Genomic DNA, 21144 nt, shown 5'->3' with positions numbered 1-21144 from the left:
TACGCGCACGCCGCTCGGGCCCCCAGCGGCGGGTGTCTGTCGGGGCAGCGCTACCCTCCCCGCATGAACGCACCGCCGCTGCCTCGCCTGCGCGCCGTGGACCTGAACCTGCTCACCGTGCTGGACGCCGTGCTGACCGAGCGCAACGTGACGCGGGCGGCCGAGCGCCTCGGCATGACCCAGCCGGCCGTGAGCAGCGCGCTGAACCGGCTGCGCCTGCTGTTCAACGACGATCTCATCGTGCGCCGCGGCAAGGAGATGGCCCCGACGCCGCGCGCCCTCGCGCTCGCCGGCCCGATCCGCAAGGCGCTCGACCTGATCCAGGCATCACTCGCCCACACCGGCGCCTTCGATTGCACGGCGAGCCGTACCTTCAGGCTGGGGATCAGCGACATCGGGGAGGCCCTCCTCTTGCCTCGTTTTCTGCAGTGGCTCGAGCAGCTCGGCGCCCGCGTCCGGCTCGATTTCTGTCGCGAGCCCGGAACCTCCCTGCAAAACGAGATGCGGCTCGGCAAGATCGAGCTCGTCCTGGATCACATCGCCATCCCGGGCGAGGAGTTCCGGCGAACGCGCGTGCTCGACCTCGAGTTCGTCACGCTGGTGCGCCAGGATCATCCGACCGTGGGCCCCTCGCTGACCCTCGACGAGTACATGGCGCTCGAGCACGTGATCATCGAGCCGCGCGAGGGCCAGACCAACCTGGCAGAGCAAATTCAGGCCGTCGTTGGGCGATCGCGGCGCGTGCGGGTGCAGGTCCCCCGCTATCTCTCGATGCCGTTCATCGTCTCGCAGTCGAACGTCGTCTGCACGGTGCCGCTCCCCCTGGCGCGGCTGTTCGAGCAGCACTTCCCCGTGCGGGTGGTGAGCTGTCCGCTCCCCATCCAGCCGATCCCGCTGTTCATGATGTGGCATGCCTGTCAGGACGGCGACCCGGCCCACGAGTGGCTCCGGCGATCCCTCATCGAGCTCTGCAGCCGCGTCTGACGCGTCCCATGCGGGCGGGCTCGGCCGGAAAAGAGGCGGGCCGCCATGGATTCGGAGGAATATTCACGCCGGCAATCTGCCTCATACCATTTCCTGATTGGGCTTTTCGGGGGCCGCCTCCATGAAGCCACGTGCAACAGGGAGCCATGACATCGTGAAAGCCATCTCATTCGGCGGCCGGACGAGGGGTCGAGCCGGGACCCTCCATATCCTGGGCAGCGATCGCGCGGCCCGTATCGAGGCCGGGGAAACGCTGCTCAGCGCAGCCGTGCGCGGGAACATCCCGTTTCCACACATGTGCAGCGTGGGCGAGTGCGGCACCTGCAAGTGCCGCCTCATCAAGGGGCATATCCGCCTCAAGAGCGATATCTCGCGCCACGTCGCGCCCGAGGAGATCTCTGCCGGCTTCGTCCTCGCCTGCCAGAGCCTGGCCGTGTCGGAGGACGTGGCGGTCGAGGTCCCGGGGATGGGCCGCGGGCGCTCGACGGATCGAGCGCCGGTGCAGATCGACGCGAGCGTCGCGCGCGTGACGCGGCTCGCGCCCAGCGTCCTCGCGCTCGAGGTCGACCTCGCCGCGGACGTCCGCTACGTGGCCGGGCAGTATGCGCAGCTCACGGTTCCCGGCGCCCCGGGGCTCGGCGAGCCGCGCTGTTACTCGTTCGCCGAGGCGCCGGATCGGGCCTCGCCGCGCAGGGCGCTCTTTCATATCCGCCACGTGCCGGGCGGCGCCTTCACCGGTTGGCTCTTCGGGGCCGATCGCACGGGCGCGCGCCTTCGCTTCTCGGGGCCCCACGGCAGCTTCCGCTATCACGAGGCCGATCGGCCGCTCCTCTGCGTGGCAGGAGGCACGGGGCTCTCTCCGATCAAGGCGATCCTGGAGCAGGGGCTCTCGGATGGGCTCGCCCGCGACGTGACGCTGGTCGTCGGCGCGCGCGCCCGGCAGGATCTCTATGCGCTCGACGCCATCGCCTCGATCAAGGAGCGATGGCGAGGTCGATTCGTCTTCCTACCCGTGCTCTCGCACGAGCCCGAAGGCTCGAGCTGGACAGGGCGGAAGGGGCACGTCACCGACCACCTCCGTGAGGTCGCCGCGGGCCACGCCGATTGCGCGGCCTACGTGTGCGGGCCGCCCGGGATGATCGACGCCGTGCTCGACGTGCTGCGCGGCGAGATCCCGCCGATGCACTTGCATCACGATAGATTCCTGGACCGCGGCTCGGTGGCCCGCGCCGCCGCTGCGGTTGCCTGAGCCCGGCCACGACGCTCGAAAGGAGAGCCCTCATGCTCCACAGCACGGTGTTCGTCCTCGTCTTCCTCGCGCTCTTTGCCGCCCTCGAGCTCGCGCTCGGCCTGTATCGGCGCACAGGCGTGCTCACCATGCGGGAGCTCGGCGCGAGCCTCGTGTCCGTCGGCGTCTACCTCGTGATCCGCGGCGCGTCCTTCGTCGCCGTGACCTGGGCGCTCGGGGCGCTCTGGCCCGGCTCCGAGGGCGCGCTCGCCGGCGTGAGCTCCTGGCTGGTGTTCCCGATCTACGTGCTCCTCGATGAGTACGGGATCTACTGGGTACACCGCAAGAGCCATGAGTGGCCCTGGCTCTGGCGGATCCACAAGCCGCACCACGTGCCGCGCAACATGAACATCGCGGTCACGTACCGGGAAAACTGGCTATGGGATGTCCTGTTGCCGGGCATGTGGATGGCCCCGCTCGTCGTCTGGCTCGGCCACCCTGGCGCCTATGTCGTGGCATTGGCCTTCAGGACGCTGATCGTGCTGGTGGAGCACAGCGATCTCCGCTGGGACCTGCACCTCCAGCAGAGCCGCTTCACGCGCCCTGCCATGCGGGTCCTCGAGCGCATCGTCTCACTGCCCGACACGCACCATGTGCACCACGGGGTGGGCCGCTTCGGCAATGCCACGAAGAACTATGGCGCCGCCCTCATTTGCTTCGATTGGATCCATGGCACGCTCATGATCCCGCACGCGCGCCAGGAGGGCTTCGGGCTCCCCGAGGGCGCGCCGGTCGAGCCCTGGGCCGAGCAGCTCTTCTGGCCGTTCGTGCGCTCGACGAAGAAGTCGGCTCGTCGCCGGCCGATCGAACCGACGCCACCGGAGGCCGATCTCCCCATGGCAGAGGCGGTGATTTACACCGCCGATGGCTGCGCTGTCGTCGTGAGGTGAGCCCTGCCAGGGGCTCGCCCCCGCGCGCCGCCTCACGGCGGCATGATGAACGACGCCGGCCCCGCCACGGCGGGGGACGGGTCCTTCCGGTAGCGCTCTGCCAGCAGCTCGCGCCGGTCCGCCGTCCAGCCGTTCTTCGGCGACGCCGCCTGCACGAGCGCCTCCAGCGCGAGCCGGCGCAGCCGCGGATCGGGGCTCGCCCGGAGCTCCTGCTCGAGCTGCGACGGGTGGACGCAGCCGTGCACCGCGGCCATCGCCGCGACCATCGCGTCGTGGTGCAGGAGGTCCCGCCGGCCGAGCTCAATGAGCGCCTGCCAGGGAAGGAGGCGCGCCGCGAGCCCCAGGTACTGGGGCACGGCCAGAGCGTCCGCCTTGAGCGCGGCGAGCAGCCCCTCGCCGACGGCGACGTGGTGCTTCGCGGCGTACGAGCCCAGCCGCGCCGAGAGCGCGGGCAGGAACGCCACGAGGTGCCGGCGCCTCGGCAAGAGCTCCGCGAGCCGCTGGACGACGATCGCGACCTCCCCCGGCTGCATCCTGGCGAGCGCCGCGGACAGCGCCTCCGCCGCCTCCTCGGGCGCAGGCGCGGCCATGTGCTCGAGCAGCCGGCGGAAGAGCGCTCGCGCCTCGTCCCGGAGCGGCAGGTGCGCGGCGCGCCGCAGCAGGTCGAGCCGCGCCTCCGGCTCTGCCCGCCCGAGGATCGCGGCGAGCAGGTCCACCACGCGCCGCTCGGCCTCGGTCGACAGCCTGCCGAGCGGGACGTCCGCGAGCTTCGAGGCCACGATCCAGTCGGGATCCCGCGCGGCGCGGCCGAAGACGTCCCAGGTCTCGGGCTTGTCCAGGTGGTCCCAGAGCGCCCGGAGCAGCGCGATCCGCACGTCGCGGTGGGTCTTCGGGGCGTCCAGCCGGAGCAGGTCCCGGTAGGCGTCGTCGCCGCCCAGCTCGCCGAGCAGGCGCACGACCTCCTTGGCCACGGTCACCTTCGTGGTCGGCACCGCCCGGAGCTCGGCGAGCACCCGCTCCCGGGACATCTCCGCGAACGCCTTCCGGAGCGCGTAGATCGCCCAGCGCGCGCGATCGTCGCCCAGGCACTCGATCAGGACGGGGACGCCCTGGCCTGCGTCGAGCCACGGCAGGCCCCGGATGGCCATCTCGCGAAGGGGCGGCCTCGGATCCGAGGCGAACGGGGTGATCGCCGACGCGTCGACGTACGCGAGCCGGACCAGCGTGGAGAGCGCGAACCGCAGCGTGGGGACGTCGCTGGTCTCGTCGCCGAGCAGCGCGCGGAGGCCGGCGGCGTACTTTTCCTGCTGCCTCGCCGTCCAGCGGCCGTGGCCCCCGCCGAAATCGAGCACCCAGCGCGTCTTGCCCGTCGCGAACCTGCCGGTCATGGGCTGCGCCCGGTCCAGCAGGGGGTCCAGGAGATCCTGGCGCTTCTGGCTCACGTGCCGGGCGACGGCGCCGATCAGCACGAAGCTCCTGTCCTCGCGCAGCAGCGCGGGCACGAGCCGCGCGAACCGCGGCCTGTCGTGGGCGCGCAGGAGGCCGAGCGCGCCCGCAGCGACGCCGACGAACGGGAGCTCGCGGGACAGCCGCTCGAGCGCCTCGAGCAGCGGCGTGACCACCTTGAGGCGGATGCCGAGGCTCTGCGCGAGCGAGAGCACCGCCCCTGCCCGCTCACCCGTGCACCACGCGCCCGCGAGCTGCGCGAGCGCCGGGCTGAGCCGCTCGGCCTCCGCGCGGGTCAGCCCCTCCCCTAGCCCCGCGGTCGAGACCGAGCCGCGCACCGCGAGGATCTTCGCGATCCAGCGCGCCCCCCACGCCCCGTCGATGCGGAACAGGCGGACCACGAGCCGCTCCACGGCCGAGGCCGTGGCGTGGGACAGATCCGCGGCGTCGAGCGCGTCCTGCGCCACGGCGCCCACGGCCTCCAGGTGCTCCTGCGCGAACCGGCCGAGCGGCAGCGCGGCGAGGGCGCCGATCATCGCCCGCCGCACCGGATCCTGCTCGAACTTGCGGGCGCGCACGTTCGCGAGGGCGTCCGCGAGCGCGCCCCGGTCGTGCAGGACGCTCGCGAGGAGCAGCGCCTGCGCCTTCGCCCGCTCGTCGCCCTCCGGGTGCCCGAGGAGCGGCGCGAGCACCTCCCTGGCCTCGGCGAAGGACAGGAGGCGCGCGTAGCTCATCCGCCGCTCCGGCTTCGAGACGAGCGACGGGCAGCTCGAGAGGTGCCGCCTCGCCTCGCGCTCGCGCAGGTCGCGGGGCAGCGCGTCGAGCACCTCGGGCGCGATCGAGCCGTCGGCGGCCTGCGCCGCGCAGGACCAGCGCTCGAAGGCCCGCTCCCGGAGCGCCTGCTCCTCGGCCGACTCGGCCTTCACGTAGCGGAACAGGAAGGCGCCGAAGCCCCCGCGCCCTCCGAGCAGGAAGGCCCGGAGGACGGCCTTCTGGTCGTCGTGGCCGAGCCGCAAGAACCACCGCGGGCCCTGCTTGCCGTCGCTCAGCGCGCCCCAGGCGTGGCGGATGAGGTACTCGAGGCGCTCGGCGCCGAGGGCGGGCGCGCCCTTGTCGAAGCGCACCACCGCGAAGGCGCCGGGCGGCCGCGCCGGTCGCCCGCTCTCGTGGCGCGCCTTGAGGAGGTCGAACGTGGCGGCCGGGCGCGATCGGGCCAGGAGGTGCAGGGAGCCGGCGAGGAACGAGGGCTCCTCGCCGCGCTCGAAGAGGGCCTGGATCAGCGGCAGCGCCGCGTCGGGCGCGCGCCGGGCGAGCGGGACGAGCAGCGGCGCGAGGCGGTAGCGCAGGCGAACGTCGAGGGACGGGGAGCGGGCGATCGCCTCCCCGAACCAGCGCGCCGCGGCCGCGGGGTGCCTCACGCCGAGCCGATCGAGGCAGCTCGGGCCGCCCGCCTCGTCGATGGCGCGCCGGTGCGCCGACACGAGCGCCTCGGAGCCGAACGGGAGCAGATCCACGATCAGGGGGTCGCGCCCCGCCTGCATGCGCGCGCCGAGGAAGGCGTCCACGGCGGCCTGTCGCTTGCGCCGCGCGAGCTGGGCGACGGTGCGCCGGAGGGTGCGCCGCTCGAGGAGGGCGCCGAGCGCCGCGAGCGCCTGCGCGTCGTCGCAGAAGCGGGCGACCATGCGGCATGCCCGCCGCCGCACGGTGCGGGACGGGTCGGAGACGGCCGCCACGACGCGCGCGCCGTCGCCCGAGCCGTAGACGCTCATGAGCGCGAGGAGGCGCTCGTAGGGCTGAGCGCTGCTCCAGAGCGCCCCAAGGAGCGCGCTTGCGCCGGCGTCGCCGCGCGCGGCGGCGCGGCCCACCTCCACCACGCGGCGGACGCGGTCGTAGTGGGCCAGCGGCTCGATGTCGGCGAGGAAGGAAGCGGCATCCATGGAGGGCGATCATAGCGCCCCGGGGCCGGAGGCTCGCAAGGCCGAGCGCGGCGACGCTCCGGAGCGTCGACACCCTCCGGTTCAGGTTTCATCTCTCCCGGGAGGCTGTCGACAGGCTCAGGCCGCGATGGGTCGATCCGGGTCGGGTCGCGCGCGCCTCACTTCCAGTTGACGGTGGCCCATCCGCGGGCAGGAACGCTGAACTGGAGCTTCTTGGAGGCCACGCTGAGGGTGGTCGTCTTCGCGGAGCTGCCCGAGTTGTACATGACCGTGACGATGCTGCCGTCAGGGTTCTTGAACGCCAGCGCGTCACCGCCGGTCGTGTTGACGCGCATCGCTCCAGGATCGACGTACTGCGAGACGTGGCGGAAGACGTAGTAGGCAGGGGTCAGTACCAGCTCCTTCGTGTCGGCTTTCACGTTGAGGAGCGCGTTCTGGGGCCACGGCCGCTGCGAGTCGATGTTCTTCCCCACCGGGTCCAGCACCATGTTCCAGGCGTTGTACGAGTTCACCCCCGCCTTGATCCAGTCGCGGATGAGCCCCCAGCTCTCCTGCCCGTAGGCGTGATCGTTCGCTGCCGTGTTCGGGTTGAACGCTGGCACGCCCGGAGGGTTCCAGTTGTAGTTGCCGCACTGGTGCTCCGTTTGCACGATCGGCATATTCCGCGATTTCAAGCCGTTCACGCTGCCCCGCATGTTCCACTGCAGCCCGAAGCCCTTGACGTACTTCATCGCGGTGGCATCGCCCGTCACGGCGCTGAGGATCCCCGGGTCTGCCGCGTCGTTGGACATCGTGCCGAGGAAGATCTGAGCCTTGATCCCGCGCTCTTCGAACAGCGGCCCCAGGTGGGTGCCGATGAACTTGGCCATGAGCTGCCCCGTCCACGCGCAGCTCGGATACCTCGTCTCGTAGGTCGGCTCGTTCTGGGGGTGGACCGCCTCGATGGTCATGCCCTCTGCGGCGTACGCCTCCACGAACTTCGCGAAGTAGAGGGCATGCGCCTTCAGGGTGTTCGCGTCGTCCTTCATCTTGCCACCATCGAAGGCGCCGTTGCTCTTCATCCAGGTGGGGGGCGTCCAGGGGCTGGCCCAGAGGTGGAGGCCGGGCCTGACGGCGAGCGCCGCCTTGATGTACGGGATCAGTTTCTCCTTGTCCCGCGCGATGGAGAAGCTCTCCATCGTGAAATCATCTTTCTTCTCGTTGAGGCTATAGCGGTCCATCGCATAGTCGCTGGCCCCCATGGGGATGCGCCCGTAGGCGAACCCTGCGCCCTCGTTCTTGTCGAAGAGAAGCTTGATGGCTCGCTGCCGCTCAGCCTCGCTGAGCATCGAGAGCATGTTCCATCCCATCTCGTTGAAGGAGCCGCCGAAGCCATCCCATCGCTGCTGCGTTGCCGCGTCATCGACGGTCACGTCGGCATTGCCGCTCGTCACCTCCGTCGGCGTCCCGATCTTCCAGTACTCGTTCGCGCCCGAGGTGATCAGCGTGGGCTCGACAACGTCGGGCTCACCGCCGCCGGTACCGGAAGACGAGCCGCCGCCGCCGTCTCCGCCCGGATCGCCGCCCGCACCGTCCGAACCGGTCGAGCCGCCCGTCCCCGCGCCGCTGCCTGCCGTCCCGCTCCCGCTCGCGTTTCCGCTCCCGCTCGCGTTTCCGCTCCCGCTCGCGTTTCCGCTCCCGCTCCCGCTCGCGTTTCCGCTCCCGCTACTGCCCGCACCCGCACCCGGGCCGCCCGAGCTCTCGGGTTCTTCCGGGCCGCTCGAAGAACCGCAACCCACCAAGAGAAACGCGAGCAATATGCCGGCGGTCGAAGCTCGTGCCCTGTTCATCACAAAAATCCTCCATCCCAGGGGTGCAACCCCTTGGCGGCGCCTGCAGCAGGCGTCAGAAAGTGGCCGTCCTATATGCCCAGAAGGCCCGACGGTGATCGGTCGGGTGGGATAAAAGGCGGCAAGCTCCACGTCGATGACCCGGCGCACGCACGCGCCATGCGCTCGCGTCACGCCTCCCGTGCCGAAGGTCCGCGTCGACGTCGCGGATGGCACGGCGGCACGCGTTCCAGATCGTGCACAGCAGATCCAACCCGGCCGTACGATTGCTGGGTTTCGATGCGCGTGTTAGCGTCGGCCCCCGATGCGAACCGCGGTTTTCGCCCTCGCCCTCCTGGCCGGCTGCGGGGGCGCATCCGGGGCGGCGCCCGGCGCGGCCCTCTCCCCCTCCTACGCGACGAGCCTGGGCTCCACGTCGGCGAGCATGCCCAGCATGCCGTCCGCGCCCGCGTTGCCCAGTCGGGCTTCGGTCCAGGCCGATCTGGTCGTCCGCCCCGACGTGCTCGTCCTTGGCTTCGCGCTCCAGGAGACCGACGCCGATCCGCAGCGCGCCCTCACCGCGGCGCAGGCCGCGGTGGAGAACCTCGAGCGGCAGTTCAAGGAGGCGACCGGCGGCGCATCCACGGTGAGGATGCTGGGCGCGTCGTTCAGCACGGTCTTCACCGACAAGGCGGAGAGCGAGGGCGACGCCGTATCGGCCGCTGTCGACGGCGTGATCGAGGTGCGCCTCGCCCCAGAGCTCGACTTCTGGGCGAGGAGCCGGCTGGCCGCAGCCATGGCGCAGGTCAGGCGCGAGGTGAGCGCCGCGGTGCAGGCTGCGAAGGACGGGCGGCGCGGGGCCACCTTCGGGCAGCCTCGGGCCGAGGTGAAGGAGCCGGAGGGGCACCGCGCGCAGCTGACCGAGCAATGGCTCCGGAGGGCGCGATCGTTCGCGGAGGCGGCGCAGGCCGCGTCGGCGCCGCTCCTGCTGGTGGACTGCGCGCCGCCGGGGGCCATCGAGCAGCGGCCCATCTCGCTGCTGGAGGTGGGGCTCTCTCTGTCGGTCGTGTGCCGCCTGGACGCGCTCTCCGCAGAACCGAAGCGCGACTGACGGCCTCCGGGCGGCTCACCCCCGGCCATCCGTCGTCGGGCAGGGCGTCACCCGGCGATCAGCCGGTACACGGGGAGCTCTGGCCGACATGTGAACCGCACAGGAAGGACGCTTGTGCCGACACCGCGGCTCACGTACACCCTGCCATGGGCCGTGTCGTACATGCCCGAGCGAAATCGGCCTGATCCAGGCGGAACCCACACCGCTGTTCCGAGCGCTCGGATCTGTCCTCCATGCGTATGCCCCGCGAGGCCCAGATCGAAGCGCGGCGCGCCGGGAGGGAGCGTCTCGAAGACGCCGGGCTCATGCGTGAGAAAGAGCCGAACCGGAGCGGACGGCACCCTCGCCAGGGCGGCTCGCAGGTCGGCGTTCCCGCTGCAGAAATCGTCCGTCGCGACGATGGAGACGCCGCGCTTCAGCAGCACCGACTCGTTCCCGAGGAGCCTGGCTCCGGCGCGCGCGTACACCTCGCTCAGCCTTTGCAAGGGGACGTGCCCCCAGTGTTCCCAGTTGCCGACGGTGGCGAGGACCTCACGCCCCGGCGCGGCGAGGCTGCGGCAGAACTCCTCCAGCACGCCGAGCGAGCCCTCGCCCTCGATCGAGTCGCCGGTCAGCACGACGAGATCAGGCGCCAGCCCGCGGATGGCGTCGATGGCCTTCTCGTGGACACTGCCCAGCGCGCGCAGGTGGATGTCAGAGAGGTGAGCGATCCGAAACCCCTGGAGCGCGGCCGGGAGCCGCGGGATGGGGACATCGTGCTCGGCGACATCGAGCCAGGAAGGTTCGATGGCGATCCCATCGAAGGCGGCAATCCCTGCAGCGCAACAGCTGGCGTGGAGGAAGGCTCGGCGGGTGACCGGTCGGACCATTTCGGAACCTTAGCAAACTCAGCTGGAGGGCCGCGGCTTGCGCGTGAGCTGGACCAGCCGCTCCGGGGAATCGCGCCCGGGATCGGGACCGTCGAGATCCTCCAGCACGAGCTCGAACAGCCCGTTGTCGAACGGCCTCCCCGCGGCCGGCGCGGCGGGCACGAGGCGCTCGCGCTTGCCCTGCGCGGCCAGCGTGCGCGCGCGGAAGTGGCAGTACGGGTTGTTCCCCGGCCGCCCGAAGAGCGCGTGCGCCGTGAAGGTGCACCCGCCCATGCACACCTCCGCGAACGCGCAGCTCCGGCAGAAACCCCAGAGATCGTCGGCCGTGCGCGCCCGCGCGAACGCGAGCCGCGGCGCCTCGTCCCAGATCTCCTGGAGCGCGCGCCCGCGCAGATCGCCGCCCACGTAGGCGTCGCTCTGGAGCGACGGGCAGCCCTTCACCGCGCCGTCGGACTCGATCCCCAGCACCAGCTTCCCGGCCTGACAGCCGCGAAAGTGGTCGCGGCCGCCCTCGCGCAGCGAGCGCAGGAGCGCCTCCTCCGGGCCGAAGTAGCCCAGGTTGTTGCCGGGCATCACCGTGATCCCGTCCCGGAAGGCCCGCCGCTTCAGCTCGGCGATGCGCGGGAGCACGTCGAGCAGATCGTAGGGCTGGAGCAGCATCGCCGGCCGGTCGGCCGCGCGGCCGAGCGCCGCGGTGATCTGCACCTGCCACGCCGTGATCCCCTGCTCCCGGAGCAGGTCGTAGAGCGCCTCGAGGTCGCCCTGGTTCACCCGGTTGAGGTTGGTGTTGGCCGCGGTGAGCAGCCCCGCGCCCCGGAGGTGCCCGAGCGCCGCGAGCGCGCTCCGGTGGCTGCCCGGGGCCTTGCGGATGAGGTCGTGGGCGCGCTCCAGCCCGTCGACGCTGACCGAGACGCTGTGCAGGCCGGCCTCCTTCATCTGCACCGAGATCTCCGCCGTGATCCCCCGCCCTCCGGTCGTCATGGTCGGCCGCACGCCCGCGGCCTTGAGCGCCGCGATGATCTCCAGAAAGCCGTCGTGCAGGTAGGCTTCGCCGCCGATGAGCACCACCTCGCGCGCGCCCATCGCCGCGAGCTGCTGCACCACGCCCAGCGCCTCCTCGGTGCCGAGCTCCGAGGGCCGCGCGGCCCCTGCCCTGGATCCGCAGTGCCGGCAGGGCTGATCGCAGCGGAGCGTCAGCTCCCAGACCACGTACGCCGGGTAATACTCGCCGGGGACCACATCGAGACGGCGCAGCGCCATGCCGGAGCCTACCGCGAACTCCGCCGCCGGCTCCTGCTCTCCGGCGCCCTTTCGACGCGCGGGGGGGATGGTGAATGGGGTGACCTGCGCACGCGCACGCCGGGCCGCTGCGCCATTCCCCTTCATTTTCCTTGCGCGTCGCCGAGGCGCCTTGCCATAGAAGGGGACGGTTTGACCTCCCTGGCTCGGCCTTCCGAGGCGCGCCAGGGCTCGGCCCCATGGCCCAAAGGCGGAGATCCTCATGCTCACCCTCGGCGCTTGTCCTTGCTGCGATGGTTTCTTGCCTCCCGGCGCTTCCGCCTGCCCGCATTGCGGCGCGACGCCCACGGCCGAGCGCGTCACCTGCGCGCAGGCGCGCCACGGGATCGCGGGCCGGCTGCTCGCGGCGGCGTCGGGCGGCATGATGGCTGTCACGCTGATGGCCTGCTACGGCATGCCCCCGTGTGACGAGCCCGCGACCGACGGCGACGGCGACGGCTACCAGGCGACATGCGAGGGCTACGGGCCCGAGGAGGACTGCGACGACGGCAATCCGGACATCCACCCCGGCGCGACGGACGTGGCAGGTGACAGCATCGATCAGGACTGCAGCGGCGACGACACCCTGCTCGGCACCGGCGGCGCGGGAGGCGGCGGAGGCGGAGGCGGCGCTGGCGGCGCCTCCTGACAATCCCCTCACTTTGTTGGCATTTTAACGAGAAATTGAACAGGGAGACGGGGAGACGGGGAGACGGGGAGATTGATGGGATTTCACTCCCCGCCTCCCCGCCTCCCTGTGAACTCTCCCGAAAACGGAGCCGCCGCCCATTCGGACAACGCACGGCGGACGTGCTCGAGATATCCCCCCTCGCGCACGATCTCCTGGTATCCCGGCACCGCGCCGACCCACTCCCGCATACGCACGTTCGACGCCTCGGTGAGGTACATCGTGGGAAGCCCCATGAGCGCGGGCCCGTCCATGCCTGCGGTCGTGACGCCGAGCTGACCGACGAGGCCGTGCGCTCGCTTCAAGTGCTCGAAGAACTGCAGCTGCGCCCGGCGCATGTCGAGCTGCCGGAAGGTCGGGTCCTTCCAGAAGAGCGTCATGTCGATCGCGCCTTCGGGGACCTGTGCGTCTCGAAGGGCGTCGCCGGTCAGCACAGGCACGAGCCCCGTGCGTTGAACGAGGTCCGTCAGCTCGAGCAGCTCGGCGAGTGTCGTGTTGCGGTGCGGGTGGTGGACCCCCTCGCGGATCCAGAGCAGCACCTTCTTCCGGCGTGACTCTCCCGCGCGCGCTTCCGCGAGCCTGCGATCGACCCAGGCGATCACCGATCCCGGAATCGGCGCGTCCGCTAGAAACGCTGTGCGAAGTCTCCCCTGGGCGGACGACGGATCGGCCTTGAAGGCGCGCGCGACGATCTCCGTGGTCTGCTTCATCGCGCGCGGGCGCGAGCGGTACGCCTGAAGGTGATCGCTCAGGCCTGCATCGCGGAGAAACGCCTCGGCTTGCGCCGTTCCCGCTTTGCCTGGCTCGACCTGGATCGCCGCGCCCGCGAGGACGGCGGCCGCGGCGACGTACCACCCTTCGCCGAACGAGAAGCCGCCGTCCGTGTGGAATGTATACGCGTGGTTTCGCTCCTCGATGATCCTGCGCGCCGCGCGGGCGGCGACCTCGGCCTCGTGAGCCGCCGCGCGCGCCGCGCATGCGACCTTTGACCGAGAAGAGCCGCCCTCGAGCTCCGAGGCGCGGATGGCGGCCGCGCGGGCCGAGGCCTCTGCGCCGGCCACGATCGCCTCCACGCGCCGCCAGCCGTCGTCGCAAGCGTCGCGCGTCGGCGCGCGCTGCGCGCTCAACGAGAGCTGGCCCGCTCCGTGGAGCGCGTCTGCCGCCCGCGCCGCGTGGGCCCTTGCCAGCGTCGAACGGGCGCCCATCGCCGTCGCGAGGATTCGCTCTCTTCCTGCGGCGACCTCATGTTCCTGGAGGGCGGCGCGCTCCTGCTCGGCGGCGGCCAGCGCGCGATCCGCCTGCTCGATCGCGCAGTCGAGCAGACGCCGGTAGCGCTCGCGCTGCCCCGGCGCGTGCAGCGTGGTCGCCAGGGCGAGCGCGGCGTCGAGGCTGCTTTCGGCGTCGTGCCCGATGTGCTGCGCGGCGAGCGTCTCGGCGACAACCACTCCCATGTACACCGGCTCGAGTCCCTCGATTATCGTGACCTACGCCGGACCGCCAGACCGGTCAAGCGCTGTCGCCCGCTCGGTGTTCCGCGTCGGTGAATCCATCACGGAGTTCCTGGACAGCGCGCTCGCGCGCAGGGGCAAGCCGCCGGGCGCTCGCTGCTGGAACGCCGGCGCGGCCGAGCACCGGCGGTCTGCATCCAGCAAGGTTCAGTAAGGGTATCCGGGGATGTTCATCTCCATCGCATAGAGCGACGCGCCCGACGTGATGTAAAGGGTCTTTCGATCGGCCCCGCCGAACGCGACGTTCGACACCTCGCCCATCCCCGTGATCGTGCCGAGCCTCGCGCCGCTCGGCGCGAGGACCTCGACGCCGTCGCGCCACGCGATGTAGAGATTGCCCGCGCAGTCGACGCCCATGCCGTCGGCCTTCGGCAGGTTCGCCGCGAAATTGGACGAGGCGCCGGGCGCTCCTTCGGCGCTCAGCGGATAGCGATGGATCCGGCCGGGGGTGAACTCGGTCACGTACAGCACGCTCTCGTCCGGCGAGAGCGCGACGCCGTTGGGGGTCTCCAGCGTGCCGATGAGGCTCACCGCGCCGGACGGGGACACGCGGTAAGCTGCTGTCGGCAGCTCCGGCCTGCCGCCGCTGAGCTGAAAATCGGGATCGGTGAAGTAGACGTTGCCGTCGCTCCGCACGACGACATCGTTCGGGGAGCTGAACCGCTTGCCCATGTACGACCCGGCGACCTCGCGCCGCGCCTTCGTGCCGAGATCGAACACGGAGACGCTGCGCGTGTCGTGGGTACACGCGATGAGGTTCCCGTCGCTGTGGATGCCCAGCCCGTTCGTCCCGCTGTTCTCGAGGAACACCTCGATCGTGCTCGGAGGCGTGAGCTTCTGGATCTTCGCCTTCGGGCCGTTGAGCGGCGGAGCGTTCTGCGCCTGCATGTTGATCTCCGAGAAGAACAGCGCCCCGAGCTCGGCGACCCAGACCGGGCCCTCGACGTACGTGAACCCCCCTCTCACCAGCTGCGCCCTGCCGTTCGCCGGCACCGGATCGGCCGCGTACGGGCCGCCCGGGCAGACGGCCGACACGTCATCACCGCCGCCCGCCCCGGCGCCGCCCGCCCCGGCGCCGCCGCTGCCGCTGCCACTCCCCGCCGCGTCGCCCCCGCTGCCGCTCGTCGCCGCAGCGCTGCCCGAGCCCGCGCTGCCCGCGCTGGTGCCGCTGGAGCTCGTGGCGCCCACGCTGCCCGTGGAGCCGCTCGAGCCGCCAGCTCCAGCGCCGCTGGAGGCTCCGCCCCCGCCCTCCGACTGGAGCGGGTCGTCGCCGCCGCCACAGCCGTTCGCCGCAACGAGCACGATCCAAGAAACAACGAGCGAGTACCTGATCTTCATAAGCAAGTGCCTCCAAGCGCCCCCGGATGGTGTGCCGATCGGGCGCGCTCATCATCGTCAGCTCGCCTCGCGCCGCAAGGGCCGAGGTGACCGAGCGGCACAGCGCCTCGATCGCGCGCTCCGCGCAGGCCAAGGACCGGCGCGCCGCGGTGCGCCGTGAACGGCGGCGGCAGGCGAGGAGGCAACCGGCGGTCCACGACGATAGGATGCATGGACATCATGAAAATTGCTGTTTACGGCTTCGGATCCATCGGCGGTTTGCTCGGGGCCCGGCTGGCCACGGCCGGCTGCGACGTCAGCGCCGTCGCGCGCGGAGAGAACCTCGCCGCCTTGCAGGAGCGCGGCCTGCTGCTGCAGGTCGATGGAGAGATCACCCGCGTGCCGATCCGCGCTGCAGAGGATCCGGCCGCGCTCGGCGCGCAGGACGTCGTGATCATCGCGGTCAAGGCCACCGCGCTGGCCGACGTCGCCGCGCGCGTCGCGCCGCTGCTCCGCCAGGACACGATCGTCGTCCCCGCGATGAACGGCGTGCCGTGGTGGTTCTTCGCGCCCGAGAACGTGCCGTATGCCGGCGCTCGGCTCCGCTCGCTCGACCCGGGCGATGTCGTGCCGCGCGCCATCGGGCTCCGCCAGGTGGTCGGCTGCGTCGTGCATCTGTCGGGTTCCAGCCCGGAACCGGGGCTGGTGCGCGCCGGCCTCGGCAACCGCCTGCTCCTCGGCGAGCCGGCCGGCGGACCTTCGGACCGGGTGGGCGCGCTGGTCGAGCTGCTGCAGCGCGCCGGCTTCGAGGCCGAGGCCAGCGCCGATATCCGGACCGACATCTGGTACAAGCTGTGGGGCAACATGACGATGAACCCGGTGTCGGTGCTCACCGGTGCGACGTGCGATCGGATACTGGACGATCCGCTGGTGCGCGGCTTCTGTCTCCAGGCGATGCAGGAAGCGGCGGCGATCGGCGAGAGGATCGGTTGCCCGATCGCGCAGAGCGGAGAAGACCGGATGGAGGTCACGCGCAGGCTCGGCGCGTTCAAGACATCGATGCTGCAGGACGCGGAAGCGGGCAAGTCGCTGGAGATCGACGCGCTGGTGACCGTGGTCCACGAGATCGGCGAGCTGACCGGCGTGCCGACGCCGACCATCGACGGCTTGCTCGGCCTCGTGCGCCTGTGCGGCCGCACGCGCGGCCTGTATGCCGGATGATCCTCCCTTGGCCCCTGCGTCGTCGACGCCGCCGCGGCGCCGCCCGGGCGGCGGCAGCGCTCGCCGCGCGGCGCCCGCGAGAACCTACCGGCGGCTCGGGTCACGGGCGCGTCAGAGCGGGTCGCAAGTGATGCCAAGCCGCACCAGCGACACGGGCACGAGTGTGGTTCCGATGGAGATGAGCCGAGGCTCGCCCATGGTTTCGGGGTCATGAATGGATGAGTAGGGGACTTGCTGCTTCGTCACGTCGTGCTCGACGGCGACGGCGAGGCCGAGCTCGAAGTGCACGGGGCCTGGACCGAAGATCCAGCTCGCCCCGGCGCGAGCCCCGACGAAGGTCGTGTCGCCATCGACGCCGGGGCCGCCGTCCCAGCCGAGAGATCCCACCCCTTGGTAGGAATGTTTCCCCAAGGAGCCCGCGAGCGAGAGTCGAAGTCCAACCGGCGATCGCCACGCGACGCCCGCCGTCGCGCCGACGCCGGAGAAACTCTCCCCGAAGAGCTCACCCCCTGTCTCGGCGAAGCCACCTACCTCGATGACGCTGATGCGGTACGTGAGCGCGAGATTGAGGTGCAGCCCATCGCTCTTCGAGCTCGAGTAGACGCCGGCGCCGACCTGCACGTTGAAATCCATGCTCGGCGCGGACCTGCGCGCGGGAGCGACGTCAGGGGCGCTGCCCTCCTGCGCGCGGGCCGCCCCGGCGCAAAGAAAGAGGGCTGTCGCGAACAATCGAGGCGAGTTCGATCGAAGTGAGCGCATGTCGCGCCCTGGAGCATCCCCTGTACCAGGCGCGTCGTATTCATGTGGCCCGCCGCCGGGCGCCGCCGCGCTGGCCTGTCCGACGCGAGATCACGAGTCCTCCATCGCTCCCTGGGCCGCCGGCCGCTCTGGCTCGCCTGCCGGCGTGCGCTGGCGCTCGCGCGGCCCGTGACAACCTGGTCGCGGTGTCGCTCGAACAGCACAGAGTGTATCGCGATCACAACAACCTGGGTCGGGCCGCTCAGGGCCGGGCTCCACCGCAGTCGCCCGGGCAATTGCAGTCGTTCTCACCCGCGCCGCAGGCGCCGTCGCCGCATTTCGCGCAGAGGTGCGCGTCGGGCGCCGTGGTCACGCACGCGCCGTCGACGCGCGCCATGCTCTCGATGGGCGTCAGACCCGGGCAGCAGGTCGTGAACGACTTGCTCGACGCCATCCCTCCCTCGCCCGAGCAGCGCGACGCGAGCGCTGCGCACGAGCCGTCGGCTTGCTGGACATACCCGGGCAAGCAGTCGCACTGCGGCCGCCGGGGGCGCAGCACCGGCACCGTGCCGGCCGGGCCTCTCGGCCCGAGCTGAACGGTAGCCGCCGCCGGAGACCGCGCCGGCGCAGCGCCGCCCGGGCTCGCTGGCGGCGCGGGACTGGCTCCCTCCGGGTCCGTCGGCCCCGCGGGAGGCGTGGCGATCATGCCGTCCGGCGTCTGGGACTCGAGCGGGATCCAGTCGACGATCTGGCCGTCCGGCGTGACCGTGGTGGCCACGACGTGCTTGCGGGGAGGCCGCGGCGTTCCCCCCGGCGCGCAGGGGTTGTCAGCGCCCGGGTGAGGGGGATCCGCCGGGTCGGGCTCCCTGGCGGCGCAGGCCGTGGCGAGGAGCAGCAGGGGGCACAGGAGCAGAGCAAGCGCTTGCATGGGTATGGAAACACGGGGGCCCGCGGGATCTTACAGCGCAGCGCCACCTGCAGCGGCGGACACGGCGACGGAGCAGCCGGCGTCGCGCGGGCGCATCGGAGGTGACGCAGCGGCGGGGGTGTTCTAGCCGCAACGATCGCGGTGCGGCGCTGCATACCTGACCTCAGCGCGCGGATAGCGTGCGCCCTCGCGGGCGCGGCTCAGGGCGGCGGCCGTCGCCAACGAGACCTGCGAGGGGTGCCACGAGGAATGTGCAGGCCGATCCCCGCAGGATCGCAGCAGGCGAGCTTCTCAATGCAACGCACTGCGCGGGGACGAGGCATCCGCGGCCGGCCCTCCCGGGGAGCGTCGTGGACGACGTGCACCCCGATGCCTCGGACCGCCGATCGAGCTGCCAAATCGAGGCGCGCTCCACCGCGAGACGGTCTGCCAGATCCTGCACGACGGTCGCTGAATCCGCCATGGCTGATAGGGGCCAGGCTCGTGGAACCACCCGCTGCTCCTTACGCCCATCACGGGTGAGCTGGTCCAGACTCACGACATCGTCCGGGGACACTTCGAACACGCGCGGCAGGCGCATTCGTATCCGCGAGGTCGAGCGGACGCGTCCCGACGATGTTGAAACACGGATCGAACAGTCCACTGCCCCGCGCCTCGCGAACGGTCCCCATGACGACGGTCAGGCGCTCATGGTGCGGCGTCCCTTAACGCCATGGCCACCATGCGTTAGGGACGCCCTCAATGTGAGGCACGTTGGAGAGCGCGAGCAACGCCGGCCAGGGCGCGTGTCCGAACGCCGGCGACAGGCGATACCATCAGACGATCGCTGCCCTGGGCGACGACCTGCCCTGTGCACACGCCGCCTCGTTCTACCTGCCTTCCGGCGCCGTCCCGCTGCTGCAAGGGGCAAATGCCATGTCGAGTTGCTTGACGAAATCCTCTTTTGCTTCACCTTCCTGGCGCCTGCGGAGCCCGCGCGAGCACGCGAGCCAGTGCAGGACCACCGCACCGACGGAGGAGACATCATGAATCGATCACCGTCAGGACGGCGCCTCTGCGCCGTCGCGAACGGTCTTTTGTCTGCCGGCCTCTTGTCCGCGTCCCTGCCCGCGATGGCACAGACGACGGTCAACAACGTCTGCATGGACGACCTGGCCCCCTTCGGCTTGACCTGCTCCGCCAACGACATCTCGATCGCGAACGCGACGAACATCACGATCCTCGACGACGGCTGCCTGTTCCCGGGGGACACCGTCGACTTCGAAGCGACGTTCACGGTGGAGGTGACCGCGAAAGAGAAGTTCGACATTGGGCTCTACTTCGCGAGGGACGGGGACGTGAACGGCGACGGCGCGCTCAGCGGCTTGTGCTCCATCTCCACGCTGCCTATCAGCCCCGACCCGCCGTGGCTCGATCTGGACCACCTGGTCGGCGGGGTGCAGGACACGTGCGGTGATATCAGAAAGCCGGACCACAGTCCGCTGTTCCCGCAGATCACGCTGACCGACGTCGTCTGTGCGGACCAGGACGGCGACGGCTTCTTGAACCTGCCGAACTGCACGAGCTGGCGCCAGTCGGGGTCCAACGGGCTCTGCACCAGCCCGCTCCAGGCGTTCCCGGGGGCCCCGTCGAAATGCAACTGCGACCCCGGCTTCAACGTGCCCATCCCGGTGCCGCCGGCCACGCTCGAGGTCGTGAAGACGGCGAGCCCGACGTCGGTGAGCGAGCCCGAGGGGACCGTGACGTTCACGGTCTCCGTGACGAACACGGGCACCGATCCGAACAACGACGTCATGTTGAACAGCCTTGTGGACACCGTCTACGGCGACATCACGACCCCCGGCCACGACGGGATCACGTCCACCACGTGCGCCGTGCCACAGACCCTCGTGTCCGGCGTCCCGTACGAGTGCACGTTCACGGCCACGGTGGCGGGCAACGTCGGCGCCGAGACCGACGTCGTGACCGCGAGCGGCGAGGACGAGAATGGCAACACGGTCACCGGCCAAGACGACGCGACGGTGACGATCACGGACGTCCTGCCACTCATCGAGGTGCAGAAGTCGGCCGCTCCGGATCAGGTGCCGGAGTCGGGGGCGGACGTTACGTTCACGGTCTCGGTCACCAACCAGAGCGCCAGCACGGATCCGGTCACCATCGACTCGCTGATGGACGACACCTACGGCGACCTCGACGGGCAAGGCGATTGCGAGGTCCCGCAGATCATCCTTCCGGGCGCCACGTACACGTGCTCGTTCACGAGGTTCGTCAGCGGCTCGCCGGGCACCTCGGAGACCGACACGGTCACCGCCACGGGCTCGGACGACGAGGGCAACTCCGTCAGCGACTCGGACTCGGCCACGGTCGACATCAATAACGTCCCGTCGATGATCACTCTGACCAAGACCGCCGCTCCGACGGCCGTCCCCGAGGGGGTTGGGGGGCTTGTCGTATTCACCTACACGATCACGAACACCTCCGCCGTGGACACCGTAACGATCGACACACTGACCGACTCGGTGTACGGGAACGTCGCGGCGCTGCCGCCCCCGCCAGGCGGCGTCTCGTGCACGATGCCGCAGACCCTCTTGCCGGGGGCGTCCTTCACGTGCCAGATCCAGGCCCAGGTGCAGGGAGACGCCGCGGACGTGAACGGCGTGACCAACACGGCCACAGCCGCGGGCTTCGACGACGACGGCAACCCGCTCAGCGACACCGACGACGCGACCGTGAACTTCACCAACGTCCCGCCGTCGGCGACGCTCACGAAGACCGCGAAGAGCGCGATCGTGACCTATGAGGTCGTGGTATCGAATACATCGAGCGCTGAGGAGCTGTTCCTGACCAGCCTCGTCGACGACTCGTTCGGCAACGTCACCCAGACCGGGGCGGTTATCAGCCGCACGACCTGCTCGGTGCCGCAGACCCTGGCCATCGGCGCCACCTACACGTGCGAGTTCGACGCGCTGGTCACATCGTCCCCGCACACCGACGAGGTGACCGGCCAGGTCAACGACAACGACGGCTCGGCGACGCTCCAGGTCTCAGACACCGCGACCGTGACGTTCAACTGAGCTCCTCGCGAGCGGGGCGCCCTCGCGGGCGCCTCCCGCGCGGCCCGCGCGGCCTGCGC

15 protein-coding genes are annotated in these 21144 nt (G+C 70.9%); 7 read left to right on the top strand and 8 right to left on the bottom strand.

Annotation, left to right across the window (positions count from 1 at the left end; genetic code table 11):
- Positions 1–63: 63 nt before the first annotated feature.
- The 3 genes from WMF12_RS09570 (at position 64) to WMF12_RS09560 (ending at position 3162) form a co-directional block, all read left to right on the top strand.
- A complete protein-coding gene (locus WMF12_RS09570; protein ID WP_437870113.1) occupies positions 64–984 on the top strand; it encodes a LysR family transcriptional regulator in 921 nt (306 codons plus the stop codon).
- A gap of 154 nt (positions 985–1138) precedes the next feature.
- Positions 1139–2233, top strand: coding sequence for a 2Fe-2S iron-sulfur cluster-binding protein (locus WMF12_RS09565; protein ID WP_437870112.1), 1095 nt, complete (start codon positions 1139–1141; stop codon positions 2231–2233).
- Positions 2234–2265: 32 nt separating this feature from the next.
- Complete coding sequence (locus WMF12_RS09560) at positions 2266–3162, top strand: sterol desaturase family protein (protein ID WP_437870111.1); 897 nt, start codon at positions 2266–2268, stop codon at positions 3160–3162.
- Between the two features lie 32 nt (positions 3163–3194).
- On the opposite strand, the gene WMF12_RS09555 is transcribed toward WMF12_RS09560, so the two are convergent.
- Positions 3195–6545 carry a HEAT repeat domain-containing protein gene (locus WMF12_RS09555; RefSeq protein WP_437870110.1) on the bottom strand — a complete coding sequence of 1117 codons (3351 nt, stop codon included), beginning with the start codon at positions 6543–6545 and terminating at the stop codon, positions 3195–3197.
- 158 nt (positions 6546–6703) lie between these two features.
- Positions 6704–8374 carry a glycoside hydrolase family 30 protein gene (locus WMF12_RS09550; RefSeq protein WP_437870109.1) on the bottom strand — a complete coding sequence of 557 codons (1671 nt, stop codon included), beginning with the start codon at positions 8372–8374 and terminating at the stop codon, positions 6704–6706.
- A 304-nt stretch (positions 8375–8678) separates the two neighbouring features.
- Here WMF12_RS09550 and WMF12_RS09545 point away from each other — a divergent pair, with 304 nt between their 5' ends.
- A complete protein-coding gene (locus WMF12_RS09545; protein ID WP_437870108.1) occupies positions 8679–9464 on the top strand; it encodes a hypothetical protein in 786 nt (261 codons plus the stop codon).
- Positions 9465–9511: 47 nt separating this feature from the next.
- Here WMF12_RS09545 and WMF12_RS09540 read toward each other — a convergent pair whose 3' ends face one another.
- The gene (locus tag WMF12_RS09540; RefSeq protein WP_437870107.1) at positions 9512–10333 is read right to left on the bottom strand and encodes a metallophosphoesterase; all 822 of its coding nucleotides are present in this window, start codon (positions 10331–10333) and stop codon (positions 9512–9514) included.
- Between the two features lie 18 nt (positions 10334–10351).
- Positions 10352–11593 (bottom strand): radical SAM protein, encoded by a 1242-nt coding sequence (locus WMF12_RS09535; protein ID WP_437870106.1) that lies wholly within the window; start codon positions 11591–11593, stop codon positions 10352–10354.
- Positions 11594–11834: 241 nt separating this feature from the next.
- Here WMF12_RS09535 and WMF12_RS09530 point away from each other — a divergent pair, with 241 nt between their 5' ends.
- Complete coding sequence (locus tag WMF12_RS09530; protein ID WP_437870105.1) at positions 11835–12260, top strand: putative metal-binding motif-containing protein; 426 nt, start codon at positions 11835–11837, stop codon at positions 12258–12260.
- An 83-nt stretch (positions 12261–12343) separates the two neighbouring features.
- Here WMF12_RS09530 and WMF12_RS09525 read toward each other — a convergent pair whose 3' ends face one another.
- Positions 12344–13750: a hypothetical protein gene (locus WMF12_RS09525; protein WP_437870104.1), complete on the bottom strand. Its 1407-nt coding sequence runs from the start codon at positions 13748–13750 to the stop codon at positions 12344–12346.
- A gap of 204 nt (positions 13751–13954) precedes the next feature.
- A complete protein-coding gene (locus WMF12_RS09520) occupies positions 13955–15145 on the bottom strand; it encodes an SMP-30/gluconolactonase/LRE family protein (protein WP_437870103.1) in 1191 nt (396 codons plus the stop codon).
- A 219-nt stretch (positions 15146–15364) separates the two neighbouring features.
- On the opposite strand from WMF12_RS09520, the gene WMF12_RS09515 reads away from it, so the two are divergent.
- Positions 15365–16345, top strand: coding sequence for a 2-dehydropantoate 2-reductase (locus WMF12_RS09515; protein ID WP_437870102.1), 981 nt, complete (start codon positions 15365–15367; stop codon positions 16343–16345).
- A gap of 111 nt (positions 16346–16456) precedes the next feature.
- Here the strand turns inward: WMF12_RS09515 and WMF12_RS09510 are convergent, their stop codons facing one another.
- Complete coding sequence (locus WMF12_RS09510; protein WP_437870101.1) at positions 16457–17104, bottom strand: hypothetical protein; 648 nt, start codon at positions 17102–17104, stop codon at positions 16457–16459.
- Between the two features lie 241 nt (positions 17105–17345).
- The gene (locus WMF12_RS09505; protein ID WP_437870100.1) at positions 17346–18011 is read right to left on the bottom strand and encodes a hypothetical protein; all 666 of its coding nucleotides are present in this window, start codon (positions 18009–18011) and stop codon (positions 17346–17348) included.
- Positions 18012–19036: 1025 nt separating this feature from the next.
- Here WMF12_RS09505 and WMF12_RS09500 point away from each other — a divergent pair.
- Positions 19037–21085 (top strand): DUF7507 domain-containing protein, encoded by a 2049-nt coding sequence (locus tag WMF12_RS09500; protein ID WP_437870099.1) that lies wholly within the window; start codon positions 19037–19039, stop codon positions 21083–21085.
- The last annotated feature ends 59 nt before the right edge of the window (positions 21086–21144 follow it).

Source organism: Sorangium sp. So ce363, from assembly GCF_051520435.1.
Taxonomy (GTDB): Bacteria; Myxococcota_A; Polyangia; order Polyangiales; family Polyangiaceae; genus Sorangium; species Sorangium cellulosum_B.
The sequence above is the reverse complement of the archived record's forward strand: the minus strand, read 5'-3'. Positions and strand labels throughout refer to the sequence as shown.

Coding starts and splice junctions, on each gene's coding strand:
- WMF12_RS09570 (WP_437870113.1), top strand. CDS start 64: ATGAACGCACCGCCGCTGCCTCGCCTGCGCGCCGTGGACCTGAACCTG.
- WMF12_RS09560 (WP_437870111.1), top strand. CDS start 2,266: ATGCTCCACAGCACGGTGTTCGTCCTCGTCTTCCTCGCGCTCTTTGCC.
- WMF12_RS09555 (WP_437870110.1), bottom strand. CDS start 6,545: ATGGATGCCGCTTCCTTCCTCGCCGACATCGAGCCGCTGGCCCACTAC.
- WMF12_RS09550 (WP_437870109.1), bottom strand. CDS start 8,374: ATGAACAGGGCACGAGCTTCGACCGCCGGCATATTGCTCGCGTTTCTC.
- WMF12_RS09545 (WP_437870108.1), top strand. CDS start 8,679: ATGCGAACCGCGGTTTTCGCCCTCGCCCTCCTGGCCGGCTGCGGGGGC.
- WMF12_RS09540 (WP_437870107.1), bottom strand. CDS start 10,333: ATGGTCCGACCGGTCACCCGCCGAGCCTTCCTCCACGCCAGCTGTTGC.
- WMF12_RS09535 (WP_437870106.1), bottom strand. CDS start 11,593: ATGGCGCTGCGCCGTCTCGATGTGGTCCCCGGCGAGTATTACCCGGCG.
- WMF12_RS09530 (WP_437870105.1), top strand. CDS start 11,835: ATGCTCACCCTCGGCGCTTGTCCTTGCTGCGATGGTTTCTTGCCTCCC.
- WMF12_RS09525 (WP_437870104.1), bottom strand. CDS start 13,750: ATGGGAGTGGTTGTCGCCGAGACGCTCGCCGCGCAGCACATCGGGCAC.
- WMF12_RS09520 (WP_437870103.1), bottom strand. CDS start 15,145: ATGAAGATCAGGTACTCGCTCGTTGTTTCTTGGATCGTGCTCGTTGCG.
- WMF12_RS09515 (WP_437870102.1), top strand. CDS start 15,365: ATGAAAATTGCTGTTTACGGCTTCGGATCCATCGGCGGTTTGCTCGGG.
- WMF12_RS09510 (WP_437870101.1), bottom strand. CDS start 17,104: ATGCGCTCACTTCGATCGAACTCGCCTCGATTGTTCGCGACAGCCCTC.
- WMF12_RS09505 (WP_437870100.1), bottom strand. CDS start 18,011: ATGCAAGCGCTTGCTCTGCTCCTGTGCCCCCTGCTGCTCCTCGCCACG.
- WMF12_RS09500 (WP_437870099.1), top strand. CDS start 19,037: ATGAATCGATCACCGTCAGGACGGCGCCTCTGCGCCGTCGCGAACGGT.